The sequence below is a fragment of the Coleofasciculus sp. B1-GNL1-01 genome (assembly GCF_040220235.1).
In the GTDB taxonomy this organism is placed as follows: domain Bacteria; phylum Cyanobacteriota; class Cyanobacteriia; order Cyanobacteriales; family Coleofasciculaceae; genus Coleofasciculus.
The window spans coordinates 35771-57658 of sequence record NZ_JAVJTO010000101.1; the positions used below are offsets into that span (position 1 = coordinate 35771).

16 protein-coding genes are annotated in these 21888 nt (G+C 45.4%); 8 read left to right on the forward strand and 8 right to left on the reverse strand.

The window, feature by feature from the left end; genetic code table 11:
• Nucleotides 1-526: 526 nt before the first annotated feature.
• The 4 genes from RID53_RS24765 to RID53_RS24780 form a co-directional block, all read right to left on the reverse strand.
• Nucleotides 527-1084, reverse strand: coding sequence for a hypothetical protein (locus tag RID53_RS24765; RefSeq protein WP_446390641.1), 558 nt, complete (start codon nucleotides 1082-1084; stop codon nucleotides 527-529).
• 491 nt (nucleotides 1085-1575) lie between these two features.
• Nucleotides 1576-2157 carry a hypothetical protein gene (locus tag RID53_RS24770; protein WP_446390621.1) on the reverse strand — a complete coding sequence of 194 codons (582 nt, stop codon included), beginning with the start codon at nucleotides 2155-2157 and terminating at the stop codon, nucleotides 1576-1578.
• Nucleotides 2158-2366: 209 nt separating this feature from the next.
• Nucleotides 2367-3959 carry a WD40 repeat domain-containing protein gene (locus RID53_RS24775; protein ID WP_446390622.1) on the reverse strand — a complete coding sequence of 531 codons (1593 nt, stop codon included), beginning with the start codon at nucleotides 3957-3959 and terminating at the stop codon, nucleotides 2367-2369.
• Nucleotides 3960-4012: 53 nt separating this feature from the next.
• Nucleotides 4013-4177, reverse strand: a complete 165-nt coding sequence (locus tag RID53_RS24780; RefSeq protein WP_446390623.1) for a hypothetical protein — start codon at nucleotides 4175-4177, stop codon at nucleotides 4013-4015.
• 234 nt (nucleotides 4178-4411) lie between these two features.
• Between RID53_RS24780 and RID53_RS24785 the strand changes: the two genes are divergently transcribed.
• Nucleotides 4412-5203 (forward strand): PEP-CTERM sorting domain-containing protein, encoded by a 792-nt coding sequence (locus RID53_RS24785; protein ID WP_446390624.1) that lies wholly within the window; start codon nucleotides 4412-4414, stop codon nucleotides 5201-5203.
• A 233-nt stretch (nucleotides 5204-5436) separates the two neighbouring features.
• On the opposite strand, the gene mgtE is transcribed toward RID53_RS24785, so the two are convergent.
• Nucleotides 5437-6837 (reverse strand): magnesium transporter, encoded by a 1401-nt coding sequence (gene mgtE / locus RID53_RS24790; protein ID WP_446390625.1) that lies wholly within the window; start codon nucleotides 6835-6837, stop codon nucleotides 5437-5439.
• A gap of 456 nt (nucleotides 6838-7293) precedes the next feature.
• Between mgtE and RID53_RS24795 the strand changes: the two genes are divergently transcribed.
• A complete protein-coding gene (locus RID53_RS24795) occupies nucleotides 7294-8925 on the forward strand; it encodes a histidine kinase dimerization/phosphoacceptor domain -containing protein (protein WP_446390626.1) in 1632 nt (543 codons plus the stop codon).
• A 95-nt stretch (nucleotides 8926-9020) separates the two neighbouring features.
• Here the strand turns inward: RID53_RS24795 and RID53_RS24800 are convergent, their stop codons facing one another.
• Entirely contained in the window at nucleotides 9021-9308 is a 288-nt protein-coding gene (locus tag RID53_RS24800) for a hypothetical protein (RefSeq protein ID WP_446390627.1), read from the reverse strand.
• Nucleotides 9309-9830: 522 nt separating this feature from the next.
• Here RID53_RS24800 and RID53_RS24805 point away from each other — a divergent pair.
• Complete coding sequence (locus RID53_RS24805; protein ID WP_446390642.1) at nucleotides 9831-11144, forward strand: alkaline phosphatase PhoX; 1314 nt, start codon at nucleotides 9831-9833, stop codon at nucleotides 11142-11144.
• Nucleotides 11145-11335: 191 nt separating this feature from the next.
• Here the strand turns inward: RID53_RS24805 and RID53_RS24810 are convergent, their stop codons facing one another.
• Complete coding sequence (locus RID53_RS24810; RefSeq protein WP_446390628.1) at nucleotides 11336-12295, reverse strand: GAF domain-containing protein; 960 nt, start codon at nucleotides 12293-12295, stop codon at nucleotides 11336-11338.
• 728 nt (nucleotides 12296-13023) lie between these two features.
• Entirely contained in the window at nucleotides 13024-17073 is a 4050-nt protein-coding gene (gene cobN, locus RID53_RS24815) for a cobaltochelatase subunit CobN (RefSeq protein WP_446390629.1), read from the reverse strand.
• 51 nt (nucleotides 17074-17124) lie between these two features.
• On the opposite strand from cobN, the gene RID53_RS24820 reads away from it, so the two are divergent.
• From RID53_RS24820 to RID53_RS24840, 5 genes are all read left to right on the forward strand, one after another.
• Entirely contained in the window at nucleotides 17125-17589 is a 465-nt protein-coding gene (locus RID53_RS24820; protein ID WP_446390630.1) for a sulfotransferase, read from the forward strand.
• Nucleotides 17590-17737: 148 nt separating this feature from the next.
• A complete protein-coding gene (locus tag RID53_RS24825; protein WP_446390631.1) occupies nucleotides 17738-20107 on the forward strand; it encodes a hybrid sensor histidine kinase/response regulator in 2370 nt (789 codons plus the stop codon).
• Between the two features lie 77 nt (nucleotides 20108-20184).
• Nucleotides 20185-20520 carry an antibiotic biosynthesis monooxygenase gene (locus RID53_RS24830; protein ID WP_446390632.1) on the forward strand — a complete coding sequence of 112 codons (336 nt, stop codon included), beginning with the start codon at nucleotides 20185-20187 and terminating at the stop codon, nucleotides 20518-20520.
• A 2-nt stretch (nucleotides 20521-20522) separates the two neighbouring features.
• Nucleotides 20523-21620: an AAA family ATPase gene (locus RID53_RS24835; protein ID WP_446390633.1), complete on the forward strand. Its 1098-nt coding sequence runs from the start codon at nucleotides 20523-20525 to the stop codon at nucleotides 21618-21620.
• A complete protein-coding gene (locus tag RID53_RS24840; RefSeq protein WP_446390634.1) occupies nucleotides 21620-21850 on the forward strand; it encodes a hypothetical protein in 231 nt (76 codons plus the stop codon). The genes RID53_RS24835 and RID53_RS24840 overlap by 1 nt, the downstream gene beginning before the upstream one ends.
• The last annotated feature ends 38 nt before the right edge of the window (nucleotides 21851-21888 follow it).

A 21888-nucleotide genomic window follows, 5' to 3' on the forward strand; every position in this document is an offset into this window, starting at 1 on the left:
CCAAAACCCGCCCTGAGAGTGTGTAGGGGCGGTTTTAGGGAGTTGTGTGTAGCTATATATGATAACGTTGAGCCAAAACCCGCCCTGCCTAAATATTGAGTGTAGCAGACATCGCATGTTATAGCAGTAGACACATCGATTAGGACAAAGGCACCATTGTAGAGACGTTGCATGCAACGTCTGGAACATAAATGATGTGTCCTAACAGCTATGGCGGTTGCTATAACGGTGAAAATCGTCATTTGTCATTTGGTCAGGGCGGGTTTTGCAGCCAAGCTAAGGAAAACCATCAATATTAGTCCCTAAACCCGCCCCTACACACAGATATAGCACTACGCATTGAGGTTAGGACAATAAAATTAGGTGAAAAGGCAATAGGGAATAGGCAATAGGCAACAGAGTAATGTCCTAACGTATGCCCGTAATGCTATACACCATGGTAGTTTCTACATGAGTGTCCCCATCTTCCCCATCTTCCCCACACCCCACACCCCACACCCCACACCCCACACCCCACACCCTAGCTTCAACGCCGAGAGGGTCCCGGATTAAGAAGTTGAACTTCGCTAATCCGAATTACGTAGGGATGATACTTATCTTCTTGAAAAGAGCCAACCCAAACTTTATACTCTCCCGCTAACCACTGACCCGAAATTCCAGGATTTTTGCCGTCAGCATCATCATTACACCAGCTTCCACCAGGACCCCTCACCAATAAAGTAGTATCCTCCGGGCTTTCCACTTGTAAGCTGAGGTAGTTGAAAAAAGACGTTAACTCTAGGATATGATCAGGCTGTTCATCAATAAATCCGATACAAGAACCGGTTGGTGTTTCTCTACGACCCGAAACATCTGGCGTTGAAACAGAACCGCCACTGATCCCCCGAATAATCAACGGATCAGGTGAAAATCGCCGCCCCAGTTTTACGTTCTCAAATATGGGTTGCGGTGCGGCGGATTGAGCGTCAACGGCGGGAGTCATCAATAGTCCACTGGCAAATGTGGCTGTAGCAAGTGCTGTTCCCCAGCGCCAGAGTCTCAAGACACTTACTGGGGAGTCGGAGAGTAAGGAGAGAGGTGACATAGTGGTTAGGCGAGAAGGGTGTCTTTTATTCATAACTGAGCGATTCCATCTTTGGGGAATCTCTGGGAATTGTGTTTTTGGCTTTGGCACGAGGTTGTATAATTGGCAAAATAATCAGAGGCGTGTTCTTATTGGATATTAACAGCTCGATGTGGTAAGTATGGACGCGAATGTTGCAAATTGTGTTCCGCTCTTTGCTTCAGTCTTATAACTTAGAAGATGTACTTCAATGTGAAGCACAAAGCACTACATCTACCAAAAAGGGGAAATTCGGAAAGATTGAATGTTTAAAAACTAAAAGTGGAACACCTTGCCTGTCTAAACCGCAAAAATCCAAAATTTGCTACTCTCTTTATTAATTACCAGGAAATAGCTATAATACATAAATAATCGGCTATTCTATATTTAGACTGTTTACGAATTGTCTGAGCCGTTTTTGGGGAAAATACCTGAGGAACCCCCTTTTGCCATGGCGATTGAAGTATGACAGGTTACGGCTGAAGTTGTGATAGTTCCTGTTGGATTTGCGCGATCGCACGTTCTAATTGTTCCACTCGCTCTGGGTTGACAGAAGCGGTTGTGCGATCAGGCTGGGGAAGCTGATCGATGGTCTGCTTGAGGGCTACGATAATTCCAGCTAACGTTTCAATCTGTTCTAATTCGGGACGCTGCCTGAATTTTTGATTCAATTCATCAAGTTTTGATTGTAGGGGGGCTAGAGAACCTCGCAACGCCTTTTGCTTCTCATTAATTGCCTCAACGGTAGAGACAACAGCAGACAGTTCCTCTCTAGACATCTGATTCGAGTCAGGTTGCTTCAGTTGAGCAACGTCTGTACGTAAAGCTTGGATATCTCGGCTTAAGTTGTCAATTTGAGTGCGATCATTGATTTTGCGCCGCAGCAGTTGGACAACACGACGGCGGTTAATTAGATTGAGTAACAGGGAAATCGCTAACGGTGCTAATCCATAAATTATCTGTTCAGATATAACGGCTACTATTGCTCCCACAAATGAGGCGGCAATAGCAACAGATTCAGCGATAAAAAGCCAGTTATTTTTGTCATTTGTCATTTGTCATTTGTCATTTGTCATTTGTCATTTGTCATTTGTCATTTGTCATTTGTCATTTGTCATTTGTCAGGGAATAGGGAATAGGGAATAGGGAATAGGGAACGGGAATGAATACAGCCATTCGGTAATAGTCAGGGCGGGTTTAGTTACATTTATGGTTAGGTGAAAAACGATAGTAGTAAAACCCGCCCCTACAGACATGCCATGGCTTATAACTGCTGCCAAAGCTTAACTGTACCATCCCGATTGCCTCCAGCTAACCACTGACCCTCTGGACTTAGAGCCACAGATACCACAGAACCAGCATCGTTATTGTCCAAGACAAGCAACGGTTCATCGATGCCTAGCCACCAGATCTTAATCGTACCGTCTGCATGAGCCGCGATCGCACTTTGCCCGTTATCGCTAAAAATAATCGACATGGCGGGTGCGGAGGGACATTGCCAACGTTCTACCCGTTCAGCACTATCAAGTTGCCATACCTTCAGAGTACCATCGGTACAGGCAGCAGCTAACCGATGCCCATCGGGACTTAAGGCAAGGGAGTTGATCGAACTCAGATTGTCGGTGAGACTGAAGTCTAGATCAAACGGCTGAACATGCCACAGATCAATGATGCCATCTCCGCCGCCACTGGCAAGGGTTTTGCCATCTGGACTTAAGGCGATCGCGGATAATCTTCCGGCGTCTTGAACTAAATCTTGCACAAATTTTCCCTGATCCAATTGCCATAGCTTAATGGTTTGGTCAAAGCTACCACTGATCAGAGTTTGGTTATCTGGCATAATCACCAGCGATCGCACGGAACCGTTATGACCTGTTAAGGTATGGCATAACTCCCCAGTCTCTAGATTCCAGACCTTAATCGTCTGATCAAATCCCCCACTCGCCAGCCATTTACCATCAAGGCTTAAGCTAAGACATAGGACTCCCTGTTGATGATCACTAAATGTGTGAATCAGATCACCCGTCTCTAGATTCCACAGCTTCACGGTTTTGTCTAAACTACCACTAACCAGGATTTGACCATCAGCGCTCATTGCCAAAGCGCTAACCCAATCCTGATGTCCTTTCAGGGTTAATCTAAAGTTCCAATTGGGTAGGATTGGTTCAGGGACAAAAGCACTCGGATACGCTCTCCTATCTTCTTCCCAGACGCGCCATGGCGCGTCTCTACAGACATCTCCAGCTTCCCCAGCTTCCCCAGCTTTCCTAACAGGGGAAACCGATTCAGACGCGACAGGAAATAAGGAGGGTTCACCCCCCGCCTCTGTGTGCCAATGGGTTGGTTGTTCGGGATCAGCCGCAATCGGAATTTGGTAGTGTAGTTGATCAAGATCGGCAGTGACTTTTGCGATCGCGGCTTCTAATTGCTCGATGTGGTTGGGCAATGAGGCACTATTGAGATAATCTACAACATTTCGCAGCGATTGTTCCACGCTAACAATTCGAGCTTGAAGTTGGGCGATTTTTATTGCTCCTAATTCCGAAGCGGGATTCTCAATTTGAGCCAGATAGTCGGGGAGTTTTGCTTGTAAAGAGGCGAGTGCTTGCTTTTGTTGCTGTTGGTATAACGATTGACTCTCTTGGGACAGTTGTCGATGCAATTGCGCCATGGCTCCCGTTAGCCGATTTCGGCTGTGTTGCTCGAACCGGAGGCGATTGATCAGATTCAGCAACAGTGTAATCGACAATGGAACTGCCCCATAGATAATTTCACCAGACGCCGCCGCGACAGCCCAGCCAATGATTGAGACAGCAACAAAGATACACTCGGCAATTTTCAGACGGTGAGTTAGCATTCCTGATCTTGACTCATTGGGACTAGGGATAGATCTTGCACGAGAAGACGTTGTCAGATACTCGCTTCAAAGCTTAACTTGCCTGCCGGATAATCGCGATGCCAGGAGGGTGCGATCGCTAAAATTTTATCCACTTGCTCTGCCAACTCTCGATTACCTACTTTCTCGACGGATCGAGCGTAACTGAGGGAGTCTTGACCCTGCTTGTTACTGTACATCCTTAACAGTTCTTTAACTCTATTGGTACTGGGTATTTTATTAGTTTCTTTGGCTTGTCACTCATTTGATTCTCCACAAACTCTAGTTTTTGTTGTGAGTGGTCACTTTTCCTGTTACAAATAAACCTAAATAAAAACCGAAAAAAACATAAAAATTTTAATTTAAGTGAAAATTTTTATGTAAAAAAAAGACATCTCCTTTTTTAAAGGTCAATTCCAGGAGTGATTGTTGTCATGAAATCTATCACGTCGATAATTTGTATTACGGCTAGCGGGACACTGAGTTTAGGATTAATCAATCCGAATTTGGCACAAGCTGCCAGCGTTACATTGACTGTTAAAGGAACTGATGCTATCTATCTTGCTGGTCGTGATGATGTAGTAGTTCCTCCAGCCAACCAGCCTTTCAACGTATTAGGGCGACATTCAGGTAATACTCCAGAAGAACTACAGGAAACCTTTCCTCCATCTATCGCCGTTAGCGGTGGACAAAAATTTACCTTTAGCGCTACTGGCTGCGTTGACTACTTTAATGGCTTTGGTTGCCCCTCCCAAGGTTATGGTCCCGACGGGAATGGCGTTAGTGGTAGTAACCTTTTCAGCTTAGCCGGCATCAGTGGTTATATCGGTCCAGAAGGTCCCTTAGCTGGCGTATTTTTAACCGATAATAATCCTGTGGGCAGTCTCCCGCCATCCACTCTCAATTTTACTCCTTCAGCTCTGGGAAAAAACTTTGTCAGCTTGAGTCCAGAAATCGGACAAGTCTTCTTCATTGGGGATGGCGTGACAAGTAATAATAAAGCTCAAACCTTCATCGCTCCCACTGGGGCAACACGGCTTTTCCTGGGAATTCCTGATGGGTTTGGTTTTGATGGTGCGCCCGGTGCTTATGATGATAACGACGGTGCATTCGTGGTGAATGTTACTTCTGTGCCTGAACCTCTGACAATTTTGGGTTCAGCTACAGCGTTAGGAGTTGGAGCATTGCTGAAACGAGAGCAAACAAGAAGCAAAAAGAAAAATTAAGCACTTAGGATAGTAGCCGTCTAAGGATTTGTTTTCATCTATAACAGTGAGGTACACAGATCCCCGACTTCTTGGAGAAGTCGGGGATCTTGCAAAGGATAGAGTAAGTAGGTGGGTGGAAATAAACCCAACACCTGACAAGTTCTATAAATAGTCCTCAAACCTTTACATAAACGTAGCTTACTTCTGTTCGGGAGCGAGTATGACATACACGAATGACGAATGACCAAGAATTACAGACCAAGAACCATCTTGGCAATATTGAAATAAATCAACACCCCTAACACATCAACCGCCGTGGTAATAAACGGTGCTGACATCAAAGCTGGATCTAATCCCAGGGAACGGAACAGAAACGGTAACGCCGAACCCGCTACCGAAGCCAGAATCGCGATCGCAATTAAACTGATACCCACAGCAACAGCAACAAAGATATCATCTCTGAGCAGATACGCCCAAACCGTTGCCACTGAGCCTAAAATTGTCCCCAGTAGCGCTCCTGCCATAGCTTCACGCCCAATGACCTGTAATGAACCCATATCTCGAATTTCGTCAGTGTTTAAACCACGAATCACCACCGTTGACGATTGAGCGCCCACATTTCCCCCTGTACCCGTTAACAGAGGAATAAATGCCGCCAGTGCCACAACTCTTTGTAAGATGTCTGCTTGAGAGTTAATGATGGTGGCAGTCACACTGTTTGTCAGTAACAACACAAATAACCAAACCACTCGTTTGCGGGCAACAGTAATTAAGTTGGTTTGAAAGTAATTATCGCGCCCGGATTGTACCCCACCCCCCAAGGCATAGATATCTTCAGTAGTTTCTCGTTCTAAAATATCGATCACATCATCAACGGTGACAATCCCTACCAAACGATGTTCTCGATCAACCACAGGTACAGCCAGAAAGTCGTAACGTTGGATTAACCGCGCCACTTCTTCTTGATCGGTATCTGTGTGAACACAAACGGCATCACGACTCATTACTTCACCTAGAGTTTGCTCCGGTGGAGACACAACCAAATCCCGCAATGAAACGATTCCACTCAGATGTCGTTCTGCATCGGTGACATAAACGTAATAAATCGTCTCCGTGGTACTGGCTAAACTACGAATCCGTTCCAGGGTTTCGCCCAAGGTTAAGCTTTCTTTCAGGGAAATATACTCCGGCGTCATGATTCGCCCTGCGGTATCGGCTTCATAACCGAGGAGTTGGGCGGTGGCTTGGCGTTCCTGGGGACTCAGTTGAGCGAGCAAACGGCGAACCACTTTGGCGGGCAATTCATCAAATAATCGCACTCGATCATCGGGAGACATTTTGTCCACAATGTCAAGTACCTCTTGGCGTTTAAATTCCTCGATCAGCGATTGTTGGACGCTAGAGTCAAGGTATTCGTAAACTTCAATCGCCTCAGCTTTCGAGAGTAAGCGGAACGCGATAACCTGTAGGGCGTCGGGCAATCCTTCGATCGCGTCGGCGATGTCCACAGGTTGTACAGGCACTAATACCTGTTTAGCGCCCTGAAAATTGTCTTGTTCCAACAGCATTTGCAGTTGAGTCCGAACTAACTCTCGCAACTCGCTGCGCGATCCCGTCTGGAGGGGAATATTGTTTTCTCTTAATTCAGACATAATCAGCCTGGATAGTTCTATACTGTGCTAGAGCCGGATTGCAAGAGTTGAATGGTGAGAGTTCTCCTCGAAGTATCCGAGGATGATTGACGAATCACCTTAGCTAGCGCTCACTGCCGATGTCCGACACAGATGTCGATCACGGATTCTTAAGTCTTCAGTTTAACTTCAAGTGGTCTCTAGGTGTTTACTGAGGGATGAGGAATGCGTGGCAAACTGCCCTCTAAAACTCAACGCGATCGCGACGAAATGAGATATGAAGATTAAAACAAACTTTCTGTTTCTGATGAAATAATGAAGTGATTTGATAGCTATTTATTCAGCCTACCACTTTGGGTAGAACTAATATACCGTGAGACAGAGACGAAAACACCTAACTGCTGATACCTATCCAAAACCTCCTTTGATGAACTAGGATCAAATTTTTTCTGTCATATCCTTCCCCTAAGGAGAACCATGTCCGTCGAGCAGCCATCTAACTCTCACCTACAGGTAAACTATTCTCACCCAACCCATATTACCGCATTAGAACAGGAACTCATTGAACTGCGACGCCAAGTCTCCCGACAGACATTACTCAACCAAATTGTGCAAGCGATGCGCGGTACACTGGTGTTGGAAGATATTCTCCAAACTACGGTCGATCAGCTCCATGAAACACTTAATGTCAGTCGCTGTTTGATTTTTCGACCGGATGGTGAGTCGCAAATGACGGCACATCACGTTTCGGAAGCGACCGCCCAACGGGAGAGTATTTTGGGGGTCTACTGTGATTTTTATCGGTATCACCACAAAGAATTGAGCCAGGGTCAGCCTGTGGTTGTCCCGCAAATTACTCCCAATTTTCCCGATGTGTTAATCGAGGCGGCGCAGGAATGTGAAATTCGCGCTATTTTGATTGTGCCATTGCTTTACCAAAATTCCTATATTGGCGGAATTAGTCTACACCAGTGTGATCAGGCACGGGAATGGAACCGAGAGGATATTGAGTTTGTCCAAGCTATTGCTGATCATTGTGCGATCGCGATTCATCAAGCCCAATTGTATGCTAAGTTACAACGTGAACTGAGAGAACGTCACCAGGTAGAAGAAGCACTTCGGCAAAGTGAAACCCGCTTCCGCACGGTGCTGAAACATGCCCCCTTGGTGGTGTTTAATCAAGATCAGGAGTTACGCTACACTTGGGCTTACAATGTGGTTCCTGATAATGACGTGGATGCTATATTGGGAAAAACTGACAGCGAACTCCTAGCCCCCCAAGAAGCACAACCGTTAATATCCATCAAGCAGCATGTATTGACCAGTGGCATAGGAATGCGAGAGGAAGTCTCTCTCACCATTAATGGTGAACTTCGATACTACGATTTGACCGTCGAACCCTTACGCAACTCAATCGGAGACATAGAGGGAATTACCTGCGCGGCAATGGATATTAGCGATCGCAAATACATCGAGAATCAGCTTAAGATTTCCTTACAGCAAAAGGAAGTACTGTTCCAAGAAATTCACCATCGGGTCAAAAATAACCTACAACTTGTCTCTAGCCTGCTTGATCTCCAATCACAGCAAATTGATGACCCTGAGATTTTTGCCCTCTTCCAAGCCAGCCAGAACCGAATCAAATCAATGGCTCTTATCCATGAGGAACTCTATCAATTTGATCACTTGCAGCGGATCAACTTTCTCAATTATATTGAAAACTTTACCTATCACTTGATTCAAACCTATGCCATTCATCCCGAATCTATTTGCCTACAACTTAATATCGACAAAGACTTAAACTTTGATCTGTCAACTGCAATTTATTGCGGATTAATTCTCAACGAGCTAATTTCTAATGCCTTGAAACATGCCTTTAAATCAAACAGCCACAAAGGTTATATATGGATTGAAATTTATTCAAAGAAAAAAGAGAACCAAAAAAATAAATTAATCGTGGGCAATAACAATTCAAGACCCATTGAATTGATCGACTTTAATTCACCCAAAAGCTTGGGCTTGCAATTAGTCCGCGCTTTAGTGGCACAGCTTAATGGCAAGCTGGAAATAAAGAAAGCTAATAATACAGTCTTTGAAATTGAATTTTAATCAGAAAATAGTTAAGATTGAACCATAAAAAAATATTCACAAATACTTAGACGTCCGATACCCCTACCCTCTGATCCTCCTATCCTCCTTTTTGACTATCCACCTTGTTCGCAAATCTCAAAAGCGTACTCTTGGGTTTCTTGCAGCTCTTGCAATACCGATGTGTCAACCGTCTGAATATCTGACTGACTTGACCTAGCTAATTTATCCTCAACTTGCTCAAACTGCTGCTGGGCTTCAGCAACAGCTAATTCTGCCTCACTACAAGTCTGCGTGGCTAATGAATCGAATTGATTATTACATCCAGAGCCGAAAAAAACTAGCAATAATAATCCCGCACTGCACTGAATTTTTTTTGCCGGAATCAGGGGAGAAAATTTCATACCCAGAGAATTAAATTCACTAGAGCTACATTACTAACTACTCAGATGCATCCAGCTTTCAGGACTATTACTCGGTTTTTCGTATTTCGATTATTTGAAAAAACTAAAAAACTTAATTTGAGTTAAGCTGTTCGGCATTTAAACCTTAATATCAATAACGGCGAAAGCCTTGTAGTGCGTTTAGCGAAGCCATGCCGCAGGCTTTGCATCTTGCTCGCTACTAATACCCAATTTAAATGCATGACAGCTTATAATTGACTCGATTTGACCGACAGATTAAAGAATCGATGATAATACCAACAGATTTTATGAATTTCTGATTTTACTTAATTCAAACTTAACCATAAATTAATTGGCTCTTAGCTAACCTCATTACCAAAACATAAATTCTGCCCACTGTCCTAATAAATGTTAACAAGCATCAAATCCTTACTGTTCCCTGTGTCCTTGTCCTCATGCTCAAGTTGAATTTTGTCCGGCAACTTAGAGTAAAATTTGGATGTAACTTTTTGGGGGAAGACAGTGGCGTTATCCCGACGTAGTTTTCTGACCTTGGCAGGCGCGAGTGCCGCCGGAGCCTTTATGGTTTCACCCTTGGAAGCCTTTTACGCCAGAGCAACCCGTGGTCAATCCACAAATGGAGCGGGCTTTGGTTCCCTCGTCCCTGACCCCAGAGGTTTATTGGACTTACCACCCGGATTTACCTATAAAGCCTTCTCAAAAACTGGGGATATCATGAGCGATGGGAATCCTGTACCCGGTGATCATGATGGAATGGCAGCATTTCCTGGACCCAGAGACACTACAATCCTAGTTCGCAATCACGAACTTAGCCCGAATCAAATCAACAAGTTTGGCGTAAAGGCATCAGACTCGCACAAGTACGATCCTTTATGTTTAGGGGGAACAACAACGTTAATTGTTGACAAGAATGGGAACTTGCAGCAAGACTACGCCTCCTTAGCGGGAACATATCGTAACTGTGCGGGTGGACCAACCCCTTGGGGTTCCTGGATTAGTTGCGAAGAGAATACCTCAACACCTGCGGGAAACAAACTCGGAGATCCGCTGAATGTCTCAAAAAAGCACGGCTATAACTTTGAAGTTCCAGTTAGAGGTAGGCTGGTCAAACCTGTACCGCTAGTGGCAATGGGTCGCTTTAACCACGAAGCCGTAGCCGTAGACCCAGTTAGTCGATATATCTACCAAACCGAAGATAGAGGAGATAGCTGCTTTTATCGCTTCCGTCCCCAACAACCCTATAATCTCAAAGCAGGCGGTATTCTGGAAGCATTGGTGATGAAAGGTATGCCTACAGTCAATACCAGCAGGGGTTTTCTGTCGAAGAAAGGTCAGCCTTTAGCTGTGGAATGGGTCAAAATTGAGGATGTTGATCCAGTTGAGGACACGCTACGTCAAGAAGCTCAAAATAAAGGAGCAGCCATTTTTAACCGGGGTGAAGGAGCATGGTATGGTAATGGCTTGATTTATTTTGTCTGTACAAGTGGCGGTGAAATTGGGCAAGGTCAAATTTTTGCTTATAATCCTGCTGATGACACGCTGACATTAGTGGTTGAGTCAGAACGCGAAAGCGAACTGGATAATCCAGATAATATTACAGTGGCACCCTTTGGTGATCTGTTCTTGTGTGAAGATGGGAATGGGGAGCAATTTATTGTCGGTGTAAATGCAGGGGGCAAAATTTATAAGTTTGCTCGTAACGCAATTAATACCAGCGAATTTGCCGGAGTTTGCTTTTCCCCAGATGGGAGTAAGTTGTTCCTAAATATCCAAAATCCAGGTATTACCTTTTGTATTCAAGGGGCGTGGGGTTAAGTAGGTGGGGACAATTAAAGTGAACGGTGGAGATTGTCATTCGTCATTCGTCATTCGTCATTTGTCATTCGTCATTCGTCATTCGTCATTCGTCAGGAAATAGGGAATAGGGAACAGGGTAAGGTCGAGTTTTGAGCGAACTCCCCCATCTCCCCCATCTCCCTCATCTCCCCCATCTCCCTCAGCTCCCTCTAGAGCCGTTGAAGATTCTTCTGTAACTGTCGTTCTTGTCGCTGAAGTTGCTCAACCAATTCAATTTCTTGCAAACTACCGGGTTTAATATCCGTCGTTTCCCGGAGTTTTTGGGCAAGTTGGTAACAAAATTGACATCGTTCTAAAATCTGGAGAATCGAAGGGGCAAACTTGGCAAATTGCACTTCATCATCTTGGGTAAAACCACGAAGATCAATCTTCTTGACTAGATCATCTTCCGGTTGGTAGTTGGACTTTAATTTATTGATTAACTGCACCACTGCGACAAGATCTTGTTTCTCGTTGAGTAGGGGCCAAGCCAAAATGGTATAGGTGCGGTATCCGGTACGGCGATCCGTCTCCTGCGCCATTTCGGAGCGCGGATCATCATAGACATCAAAGGGAATGTTAATCACTTTTAAGGAAAAGGCGGCGAGACTAGCAATTCCTTTGTTAGCCGGAATATCGATCAGCAGACTACCACCGTCTCCATCCTCGGCAATCAGTGAACCCAATTCTTGTCGTTCTCGATCCAATAAAAAAATACTGGTGCGATCCGCACGAAGCAAATTCCCGACTTTGCGGGTGAGGCGACCCAACAGTTGGCAGAGTGTTCTCACCAGTGTTTGTAATGCTTGGTCAACAGCACTCACACCATGGCTGTAGGAGTAAGCCAAGAACTCACCCACTTCAATCGGTGAGTCAAAAACTAAATTCTGCTGGCTATCTAAACCAGCTACATCCTGCCAGTCCAATTCTAAGACCTGGCACAGTTCGACAAAATTTAGTCCTTTAACGGGTTGTCCCTTGAGAAAGTGATTTAGGGTGTCTAACGATAGTCCCAGGGCTTCCGCCAGTTCGCGATCGCGCCCCTGACTCTTATTGCGCCAAGCTTGTTTGACTTTGAGAATAGACTGGGGATGCACACTAAATGACCGAATCATTGTTCTTCGTGGCATTCCTCTCCCGTTCGATCCAAGATTATCATCGGAAAATAATGCCACGCCTCCATGTAGGTTTACAAATAGGTGACATAACGAAGTCAGCGACTGTGTTTATCGGTTACTTCGATTTAACCAGAGAAGCTGACTGATACCCATCTGAACGGTTGGTCTGATCCTAGATTAAAACGCTGTCTGTTCTTTTTACTACGATTTGTGTAAAATCTTTACGCTTCCAACCAAGGAGCCTATCAAGGAAAGCCCCTGACTTGCCCAACTCTTGAAGAGCAACGCTGAAGTTAATGGCTACATATACAAATTTTCTGCTATAATTCTGTAAGATTGGATACAAAAAAATAATACAAAAAAAGACGCTGCTGTTTATTCAGTCCATTCAGCAACGCCCCAGCATTGAGTTTTCTAATCCTATCTATACAAATGGTAGCTAACTGAACAGAAACTGTTTGCAGTCACTGTTCCACCCGTTTAACTGTCACACCCGATTGGGCAGAAAAAATAACGTATGAGCCTGTTTCTGTAATTCATGAAACAAAAAACGCTGCTGTTATTCAGTCCATCCAGCAACGCCTCAGTAATTGAGTTTTCTAATCCTGGATATATCCTAACCAAGTCAAGCCGGACTGTTTTCAATCCGCATTCCACCCCTTGAAGTGTCACATTAGCTAATTCTGGATAACGGAAAATAGGTTATAAAGTTAGCTTATTGTCCCATCATCCGTCAAACGTCAATCGCTCAAGTTAGGATCACTCCCCGCTTCAATCACCCCTTCTGCTTGCAGAGCGATCGCTCTTAATTTTTCCAGTATCTCAGGTTGAGCCGATTGCCACAGCGATCGCTGATGCGCCTCCAGTAACCGTTCTGCCATATCTCGCATCGCCCAGGGATTCTTTTGCTGGATAAACTCTTGTACCTTTTCATCCAACAGATAAGCCTCCGTCACTCCTTGATACATATAATCTGCCACACAATTGGCTGTCGCATCATAAGCAAACAAATAATCCACCGTCGCCGCCATTTCAAACGCCCCTTTATATCCGTGGCGCATTACCCCTGCAATCCATTTGGGATTCACCACACGAGAACGATAAACACGGGCAATTTCCTCCTGTAGCCGTCGCACTCTGGGATTTTCGGGAATCGAATGATCGCCAAAATAGGTTTGCGGGTTTTTACCCGTCAGCGCCCGCACCGAGGCGGTTAATCCCCCTTGAAACTGGTAATAATCGTCAGAATCCAGTAAATCATGTTCCCGATTATCCTGATTATGTAACACAACTTGCAATTGTTTGAGCCGTTGTGCAAAGGCTTCCGGCGCCGCAACCCCCTCCTGATTTGGGGAAGACGTACCACAGTACGCATAACTACTCCAATTCATATACGCCCGCGCCAAATCCTGTTCATCCTGCCAGTTTTGCGCCTCAATCAATCCCTGTAACCCCGCGCCATAGGCTCCCGGTTTCGAGCCAAATATCCGATAACGCGATCGCATCTGTGCCTCTTGTTCACTTAATCCCGCTTCACACCAGAACTCTGTTTCCTGTTTCACTTGCGCCGCCAAGGGATTATCCTCCGGGGATTCATTCAAAGCGGCAACCGCGACCACGGCATTGTAAAATAAATCAATTAGATTAGGAAAAGCATCGCGAAAAAAGCCCGATATCCGCAGCGTCACATCCACACGCGGACGCCCTAACACCGACAGGGGCAGAATTTCAAAATCCACCACCCGCCGTGAGGGGCGATCCCAAATCGGTTGCACACCCAACAACGCCAACGCCTGAGCCAGATCATCGCCCCCGGTTCTCATTGCTGACGTTCCCCATACGGATAATGCCAGTGTTTTGGGATACTCCCCATTATCCTGGGTATAGCGTTCAATCACCGCTTCCGCCGCCTTCCGTCCCACATCCCACGCCGTTTCTGTGGGAATCGCCCGGATATCAACGGAGTAAAAATTGCGACCTGTAGGTAAGACCTCCGGGCGTCCTCTTGTCGGCGCACCCGCCGCCCCACTCTCGACATAGCGCCCATCTAATCCCTGCAATAAATGAGTGATTTCTTGGCAGGTTTGGGTTAAGGCGGGTAAAAGGCGATCGCGAATCCAGTCTAATTCCTGTTGCGTTCGTTGTCCGATTCGGGAATTAAATGTAGAGACGTGCCATGGCGCGTCTGTAGGGGCGGGTTTAGGAACATTCTTGTCGCTATTGGTTGTAACGTTTGCCCAAAACCCGCCCTGACTCAGTGTTGACCCTTCGCCGCCTTCATTGCCATGGTTTTGACCCTTTCCTTCTGCCTTTGATATCAGGGATTCCACCAATTGAGACGCCTGGGCTTCCAATTGCGCGATCGCTTGTCTCTTACTGTCACCTTCTGGCATCAGGGGATCAAAGTCCCATCCCCAGTCTTGGGCGATCGCCCGAGTTAACCCTAAGCGCCCCCTTCCCGGATGACGGGCAATTGCCACAGTTAAGTCTCGCAATAGTCGTCCCTGGGGACACTGTCCCAAAATATGCAACCCATCTCGAATTTGAGCTTCTTTTAATTCACACAGGTAGCTATCGATTTGAGTTAAAAGATTCGCTTTTCCTGCTTCCCCTAAAAGGGCGGGTTTAGTCAAGCTATCCGACATCGACATAATGTTATCGGTAAAACCCGCCCCTACAGCCCCTGCTTCCCCCTCTTCCCCATCCTCAAATCCCCAATCTTGGTGCAGGTTTTCTTGGATAATCAATTGAGTAATGCGATCGCGGATAGTCGGTAAGCGAGAGGGATCTAAGCTTTGCGCTTCGTAATATTCATCCACTAACCCTTCAAGCTGTTGCAAAGAACCATAGAGTTCAGCGCGAGTCATCGGTGGCGTCAAGTGGTCAATAATCACAGCCTGCGATCGCCGTTTCGCTTGCGAGCCTTCCCCTGGATCATTGACAATGAAGGGGTATAAATGGGGCATTGTCCCTAAAGCGACTTCGGGATAACAGGTTTCAGAGAGTGCCAAACTTTTTCCCGGTAACCATTCCAAATTTCCATGTTTTCCTACATGTACCATCGCCTGCGCCCCGAATTTCTGTCGCAGCCAATAATAAAAGGCTAAATAAGTGGGTGTTGGTTCTAAATCCGGTGCGTGATAGTTTAATCCTGGGTCACTATCATAACCCCGCGACGGTTGAATCCCGACAAAAATATTACCCAATTGGATTCCCGGAATGGGAATTGTTGATTGTTGATTGTTGATTGTTGATTGTGTAGGGGCGGATTTAGGAACTTCCTTGTCGCTATTAATAGTAACATTTGTGCAAAACCTGTCCTGACTGAGTATTGACCCTTCACTTTCTTTATCCCAACGATTACAGATTCCTTGTTGTACTGTTAAAGGTAACGTATCAAAATAATCTTGATAATCTTGCCCAGATAACCCCTGTTGTAGAGGACGTAATTCCCATCCTTCGGGATCATTGGTTACCCCCGTGGTTAAGCGTTGAATCAGTTCATCCCCCGTTTCTGGACAATCCTCTACCTGATACCCCGCCGCTTGCAACGCCTTGAGAATTTCCACACAGCTTGCAGGGGTATCAAGTCCCACACCATTGGCGAGGCGTCCATCTCGGTTAGGATAATTAGCTAAGATTAGGGCAATCCGCCGTTCTGCTGGCGGAGTTTGGCGTAATTTTACCCAATTCGCAGCTAACTGAGTGACAAAATTAATGCGATCGCGCACCGATTCATACACCACGACATCTGTTTCCAGCAGCGGATTCCAGGTTTGTACCGCCTTGAATGAAACCGCACGAGTAATAATGCGTCCATCCACTTCTGGCAAGGCAACATTCATTGCCGTATCTCTTGGGGTTAATCCCTGAAACTGTTCCTGCCATTGTTCCTTTGTCCCGCCACTAAAAATGACTTGCAGTACAGGTACATCCAGACGTTGCCATAACTCCAATCCGGGTTGTTCATTATCTATTAATTTAGCAACAGAAAAACTTGTGGTATTCAGTAAAACCTCAATTTCCGCATCATTTTTGGGTTGGAAATAGGATAATACTTCCGCTTGTACTTCCGGATCACGTAATGACGAGACAAATACTGGCACAGGATGCAACTGTTGTGCAACTAACGCTTGACAAAGTGCGTCAATTGGTGATGTATTTCCCGCCAAATAATGAGCGCGATAAAACAGAATCCCCACGTTAGAGTTTGTAGTAAGCGCTTTAGCGCTTGCGTCTCCCCAAGCATAAATCCCTACACGCGGCACCGGTTTAGGAGGTAGAGGCTCATAGCTTCCTCCCAAGCACAAATCGGCAACAAATTTCAGGGCGTTGGTACAATTCTCCACACCCCCTTCGATGAAATAGCGCCATAGCTGATGAACGGCGGTTAAAGGAATGGTAGAATGACTAATTAAATTGGGATCGGGACGATCATCTCCTGGTAATAGGATTAAGTTTGCCCCTGTTTGTTCTACAGTTGTCTGCACCACTTCCAATCCATAAGACCAGTAGGCAGATCCACCCAAAAGCCGGATAATAATAACGTCTGCCTGATTTAACACCTGTTCGGTGTAGGTGTCAATCGTTAATTCCTGCTGCAATTGGAGAAGATTAACGGCTCGAATTGCTGGGAAATCTTGGGGTAAATGAGCCATTGACGCCGCCAAGGTTTGAATATCGGTGTCGGCGGCTGTAATCACAATGATCGGCGCAGGTGTCTGTTCAATAAAAATGACCCCTTCAGCTTGGGGATTCCATCCTCCCGGTGTCGCAGCAATCCGATGCATAGTCTTTTTAGAGGTACTGTGATATTTTAGGCGTATTCATCTAGCTTGAGAGTGTATTGTATTACATTACCTAACGTTTTAGTTATCGGTGCGGCGAAAGCTGGAACGACAACAGTTTATCAATATCTCAAACAACATCCTCAAGTTTATATGAGTCCTCGGAAAGAGCCACATTTTTTCTCGAAAAATGGGACGAAGAACTATCCTATCCCTACTTTAGAGGATTATCAAGCTTTATTTCAAGGAGCCTCTGATGAAATAGCTATTGGTGAAGCCTCGACGAGCTATCTGACTCATTCTAAAGCGGCTGAACGTATACAATGCCACATTCCCAACGCTAAGCTAATTGCCATCTTGCGTGATCCAGCTTATAGAACGTATTCCTTGTATATTATGCTCTTAATGCTTGGTAAGAGAAAGTTGTCCAGTTATACGCATCAGGAAATACTTGATAATTTTCATAGCATTGTCAAAAAAGGATCGGGTTTGATAAGAGGAGGATTCTTTACAAAATGATACCATGATGGATAGAGCATAAAAGGCTAGAAATTTTAATAAAGATCTTATAAATAAATCGCTATATCTTGGATAGCATCGAATAGAGGCTCAGCTTACACCGAATCAGGGGTGAAGCATTGTCACTTGCTTAAACTAGACCAAACTCATGGCGATATTGGGAAATCCAAGATTTAGCCGAACGTTGCCATTGGCAATGTTCGAGCGGCTGCAAGAGTTATTGCAGCAGATGCAGGGAAAAATTGGTAGGGAAGCTGTACTCTTGCGATCGCAGGACTTGCCCAGCGTATCTGTGGGTCTAGATCAACAGGTGCAACGATTTACGCTGCTGGTATCTCCAGGGTTCCGCGCCTTGCTAATCGCGACTCCGATTGAGTCACAGGGGGAAGCGGAGGCAAATTCCCATTCCAGCCTGTATCAGGTTGGGTTAACCTTTGAATCAGACGCGATCGCAGGTTTTCTCGATCAACTCACTCAACGGTTCACCCGCCAACCCCAGATTCTGCATGTCTTCAAGCTTGTCCAAACCTATCCACAAGCGAACCAAGCAAGCATCCAGAGTGAATTTACGCTGTTGTTGATGGACATACTCACCGCTAATCCCATCAGCAACGAATCTATCCATCCTTACTGTGAGGTTGGTCAACCCATTGAAGCAGCGCTACGCCAACAGGTTGAGCAGGAACGGCTAGTTAACCAGGTTACCACTCACATTCGTCAAAGTCTAGAATTACCCGTTATCCTCTCCACGGCTGTCGATGAGGTGCGCCATTTCTTGAACGTTGATCGATTATTAATCTATCAATTTGACGGCGATTTAGTTAACCTGAGGAATGAGAGCGATAAAATTAAGATTGACAATTCCACAACTGTCACCGATGAATTCGAGAACGCCAAGTCTCTAACTTCACCGCCTCCCTCACAACAGGATGAGGGTTGCGTCACTTATGAAGCCCGCCGTTCTAATGAAATTCGTTCAGTTCTCAATTGGCGAGAGGAAAAGGACTGCGCCCTCTATGTTTCCAACTGTCGCACCAAATATCACCAAGGATTTACTGGGGCGATTGATGATATTGAAGTCGCCTACAGCGATTCTCCCTGTTTACTGCAACTGCTGCAACAAACCCAAGTCAAAGCTAAGTTAGTCGCGCCGATTATTGTTCAAAATCGCCTCTGGGGATTACTAATTGCCCACCAATGTTTTGCACCCCGACACTGGCAAGAAAGTGAAAAACTGTTTCTCAAACAAATTGCCGAACACTTGGCTGTTGCCATTTATCAGGCTCAATTGTATGCCCAACTGCACCAGCAAAAAAGTAGCCTAGAACAGCGCGTGATTGAGCGCACCCAGGAACTTCGAGATGCACTGCAAGCGACACAAGCCGCGAACCATGCCAAAAGTGAATTTCTGGCGGCAATGAGTCATGAGTTGCGGACGCCCCTGACTTGTGTGATTGGACTATCAGCAACATTATTGCGTTGGTCATTAGGGGAGGGAGGTAGCAAAACTGTATCCATTGAGAAACAACGGCGTTATTTACAAACCATCCAAGAAAATGGGGAACACTTACTGGCACTAATTAACGATATTCTTGATTTTTCCCAGTTAGAGGCGGGAAAAGCAGTTTTAAATATCAACGAATTTTCCCTGCGATATCTTGCCCAGCAAACCTTACGATCCTTAAAAGAAAAAGCCAGTAGTGGTAAAGTAGAATTAATCCTCGATTGGCAAGTCCCTACCCCCAAGGATCGCTTTCAGGCTGATCCACGCCGACTCCGGCAAATTCTGTTTAACTTATTGGGAAATGCGATAAAATTTACCCCGGCTGGTGGTCAGGTCACCTTAAGGGGGTGGCGAGAACAGAATCGAGCAGTGTTTCAAATCGAAGACACGGGGATTGGCATTCCCCAAGAACAAATTCCCCTAATGTTTCAAAAGTTTCAGCAGTTAGAGAAAACTTATCAGCGTACCTACGAAGGTACAGGTTTAGGGCTAGCCCTGACTCAACAATTGGTCGAACTCCATGGCGGTACAATTGAAGTTGAATCCACTGTGGGAAAAGGGTCTATATTTACCGTTTGCGTGCCTATCCAATCAGTTGTTCCAGGAGGAACCAAATCACCCGCCTCATCGGAAAAGGGATCTTCGATGCCAGGGAGTATCGTTTTAATCGAAAATAATGAAGCGAGTGCGACAGCCATCTGTGAAATTCTCACGGCGGCGGGTTATCATCTAGTTTGGCTGATCGAAAGTTCAACGGCTGTGAGGCAAATTGAACTGCTGCAACCCCATGCCGTGATTCTGGATTGGCAGTTATCGGCAATGGACGGATATGAGATCAGCTATTATCTCCACCATAAGACGACAACAGCACACATCAAAGTATTAGCTTTGCTCACATCCTCACTCTCAGCCGATGAACAGCACGATCTCAACGCCCTCGTTGACGATTACTTACCCAAACCCGTAGAACCTGCCCAACTTCTGCACAAAGTTGCCACATTGATGGCAACATGAAGTTGTTATTTGTCCTTGGTCTTATGTCCTTGGTCATTTATACTTGGTTGTTGACTTAATCAATAAGGAGTGTAAGCATGAGCGAATTTCTAGATTTCCTCAAACATAAGTATGCGTATGTCGCGATCGGAGAATTTAAGCCCGGTAAATTTGAAGAAGCCCAACAGCTTTATGAAGAAGCTGTCTCGACTTACACTCACGGATTTCAAGGGGCATATATGCTGCGAGAACCGGGAACGGATAAAGGGATTGCCGTTATCTTTTGGGATCATATCGAAGACATGGATGAAAATCAAAATGAGGCTTACCAACAGATTTTAGAGAAGATGTCTCATTTATTTGTCAAGCCCCCCACGACCACATTTTATGAAGTGTCCAGTCAAATACCGCCTTCTGTGAAAACAGCAGAATAATCATGCTGCAACGAATCATTATCAACGGCTTCAAATCCATTAAAACCATGGATCTGGAGTTGCGCCCCTTAAATGTCTTGATTGGAGCCAACGGAGCAGGTAAAAGCAACCTGGTTGCGTTTTTTAAGCTGCTGAATGAGATGATGGCGGGACGACTTCAACAGTACATCGCCATGTCAGGACGCGCTCAATCTCTGTTGCACTTTGGTCCCAAGATAACACCGCAAATAGAGGCGCAACTAGAGTTTGAGGCTGATAATGGAATGGATACCTATACCCTGCGTTTATTCCATGCCGCAGGGGATACGCTTTTTTTTGCTGAAGAAACCTTGAGCTTTTTACAAACAGGTTACTCATCTCCAAGAACTGACTTATTAGGTGCAGGACATCAGGAAACAAAAATCAGCGAAGCAGCAGACGAAGGTACGCAGACAGCCAAAGCACTCAGATTCTTGCTCAACCGCTGCCGTGTGTATCACTTTCACGATACATCGTCTACGGCGGGGGTTCGTCAATCCTGTTATGTTGGTGACAACCGATGGCTGATGCCAGATGCTGGAAATTTAGCCGCCTTACTCCTCAGATTCCGCCAAGAAAATGGTGGTTCGGCTTATCAGCGTATTGTCAAAACCATCCGTTTAATTGCCCCATTTTTTGATGATTTTGTGCTTGAACCAGATGCCTCTAATCGCGTCATTTTAAACTGGAAAGAAAAGGAATCAGATCAGGTATTTGGACCCCATCAGTGTTCTGATGGGACGTTGCGAGCAATATGCCTTACCACATTGCTCTTACAACCAGAAGATGAATTACCGGAACTGATTATTGTTGATGAACCGGAACTCGGTCTTCATCCCTATGCTCTCAATGTTGTAGCGGCGATGTTTGGCAAGGCTTCGTATAACACACAAATTCTCATCAGCACCCAATCTAGTTCTTTTTTGGATAACTTTGATCCTGAAGATGTCATTGCGGTAGATCGACAGGGTAAAGAGTCATACTTTAAACGGTTAGATGCCACAGCATTAGCCGATTGGCTTGATGAATATAGTTTAGGAGAAGTTTGGGAGAAAAATGTCATTGGTGGGGGACCCCATTAATGGTACGTCTCTACTTATTTGCTGAAGGACCAACTGAACAAACATTCGCCGATAACATCCTGAAACCACACCTAGCTAATTATGGTGTTTTTATGGACAAAATTGTGCTTATTGCCCACGCTCGGAAAAAGGGTAAAGTACATCGCGGTGGTGGTAGGCAGTTTTATCCCTTGGCTGATGAAAGCATGAAAACCTTTTGTCTTGTCCCCACCCATAAAGGGGGTAGTTAACCCGGATTTGGTATCACTCTTTCGGGATGAAATAACAA

What these genes read in the sequence shown, in the direction of transcription:
- RID53_RS24765 (WP_446390641.1), bottom strand. Translation starts at nt 1,084, where the DNA reads ATGTCACCTCTCTCCTTACTCTCCGACTCCCCAGTAAGTGTCTTGAGA.
- RID53_RS24770 (WP_446390621.1), bottom strand. Translation starts at nt 2,157, where the DNA reads ATGACAAATGACAAAAATAACTGGCTTTTTATCGCTGAATCTGTTGCT.
- RID53_RS24775 (WP_446390622.1), bottom strand. Translation starts at nt 3,959, where the DNA reads ATGCTAACTCACCGTCTGAAAATTGCCGAGTGTATCTTTGTTGCTGTC.
- RID53_RS24780 (WP_446390623.1), bottom strand. Translation starts at nt 4,177, where the DNA reads ATGTACAGTAACAAGCAGGGTCAAGACTCCCTCAGTTACGCTCGATCC.
- RID53_RS24785 (WP_446390624.1), top strand. Translation starts at nt 4,412, where the DNA reads ATGAAATCTATCACGTCGATAATTTGTATTACGGCTAGCGGGACACTG.
- mgtE (WP_446390625.1), bottom strand. Translation starts at nt 6,837, where the DNA reads ATGTCTGAATTAAGAGAAAACAATATTCCCCTCCAGACGGGATCGCGC.
- RID53_RS24795 (WP_446390626.1), top strand. Translation starts at nt 7,294, where the DNA reads ATGTCCGTCGAGCAGCCATCTAACTCTCACCTACAGGTAAACTATTCT.
- RID53_RS24800 (WP_446390627.1), bottom strand. Translation starts at nt 9,308, where the DNA reads ATGAAATTTTCTCCCCTGATTCCGGCAAAAAAAATTCAGTGCAGTGCG.
- RID53_RS24810 (WP_446390628.1), bottom strand. Translation starts at nt 12,295, where the DNA reads ATGCCACGAAGAACAATGATTCGGTCATTTAGTGTGCATCCCCAGTCT.
- cobN (WP_446390629.1), bottom strand. Translation starts at nt 17,073, where the DNA reads ATGCATCGGATTGCTGCGACACCGGGAGGATGGAATCCCCAAGCTGAA.
- RID53_RS24825 (WP_446390631.1), top strand. Translation starts at nt 17,738, where the DNA reads ATGGCGATATTGGGAAATCCAAGATTTAGCCGAACGTTGCCATTGGCA.
- RID53_RS24830 (WP_446390632.1), top strand. Translation starts at nt 20,185, where the DNA reads ATGAGCGAATTTCTAGATTTCCTCAAACATAAGTATGCGTATGTCGCG.
- RID53_RS24835 (WP_446390633.1), top strand. Translation starts at nt 20,523, where the DNA reads ATGCTGCAACGAATCATTATCAACGGCTTCAAATCCATTAAAACCATG.
- RID53_RS24840 (WP_446390634.1), top strand. Translation starts at nt 21,620, where the DNA reads ATGGTACGTCTCTACTTATTTGCTGAAGGACCAACTGAACAAACATTC.